Below are 1263 nucleotides of genomic sequence, written 5' to 3' on the forward strand. Positions count from 1 at the left end.
TGGGTCGAGGTTTCCTTGATGAACAGGCCGTTGCGGAACAGGAAGGCGCGCGCCTTGTGGGTGCCGACGGGCACGTTGGGGGCGAGGTGCAGGGTGGCGCGGAACAGATTGGCCGACAGGAACTGGACGCCGCCGATGTTGTCGGAGTAGAGGCCGAGCCCTTCCTTGCGCTCGCGCAGGGCGTCGGTGAATTCCTGGATGGTCAGCGGGCTGGCGCGCTTCTCCTCGGGTTCGAGATAGATGTTGGCCGGACCGAGCGACAGCTGCCGGTAGCTGTCGGGGGTGGTGACGTCCTGCGGTGGCCGGGTGGTGGCCATGGAATAGGACACCGGCACGTTGACGAAGGTTTCCGAGCGGGTGTTGATCCACATGCCGAGGATGCGGTCCTTGCGGCGCACGACGACCTGGCGGGCCGGACCTTCGAGCACGACGATGACGTCGTAGCGGCCCTGGCGGCTGACCAGCGGGTCGGGATTTTCGAGCGCGCCGAAGATGGTGAGGTCGGCGCCGGAGAAGTCGGCAGTGATGGCGACGCGGTCGGTGGACAGGCCGATCTGGATGCCTTCGGGCAGCGGCACCGCGTCTTGCGCCGTTGCGGGCAGGACGACCAACAGGGTTGCCGCGGCAAGGGCAGCCAGGCGCCTCACAGCGTGCCTCCGCTCGGGGCGGTCAGCGAATAGAGGTTCTGCGGCTTGACGAACAGGTCGAAGCCGAGGCGCAGGGCAACGGCCAGCACCAGCAGCGCCAGGAGCGCGCGCAGCTGTTCGCCGCGCAGCTTCTGGCCGGCCTTGGCGCCGTATTGTGCACCCGCCACGCCGCCGATCATCAAGACCAGCGCCAGGATGATGTCGACGGTCTGGTTGGTGGTCGAATGCACCAAAGTGGTGAAAGCCGAGACGACGACGATCTGGAACAGCGAGGTGCCGACGACGATGTTGGTCGGCACCTTGAGCAGATAGATCAGCGCCGGCACCATGATGAAGCCGCCGCCGACGCCCATGATGGCGGAGAGGAAGCCGATGCCGGCGCCGATGCCGAGCACCGGGATGACCGAGACGAACAGCTTGGAGGTGCGGAAGCGCATCTTGAAGGGCAGGCGGTGGATCCAGTTGTGCTGGCCCGACTTCTTCAGCGCCGGCGGCACGCCGCCCTTGGTCAGGCGCAGCGCATTGACGCTTTCGACCAGCATCAGGCCGCCGACGGTGCCCAGGAAGACGACGTAGAGCAGCGAGATGAACAGGTCGAGCTGGCCGATGGAGCGCA

At 66.6% G+C, this 1263-nt stretch carries 2 protein-coding genes; both read right to left on the reverse strand.

Going from position 1 to position 1263, the window contains the following annotated elements:
* The coding region (locus tag NDO48_RS29010; RefSeq protein WP_267322886.1) for a TIGR02186 family protein at window positions 1-647 on the reverse strand (647 nt) is incomplete at its 3' end.
* Window positions 644-1263 (reverse strand): sulfite exporter TauE/SafE family protein (locus NDO48_RS29015; RefSeq protein ID WP_267322887.1); only part of this gene is annotated, 620 nt, incomplete at its 5' end. The genes NDO48_RS29015 and NDO48_RS29010, both read right to left, overlap by 4 nt.

The sequence above is a fragment of the Aminobacter sp. MET-1 genome (assembly GCF_026521175.1).
GTDB lineage: Bacteria > Pseudomonadota > Alphaproteobacteria > Rhizobiales > Rhizobiaceae > Aminobacter.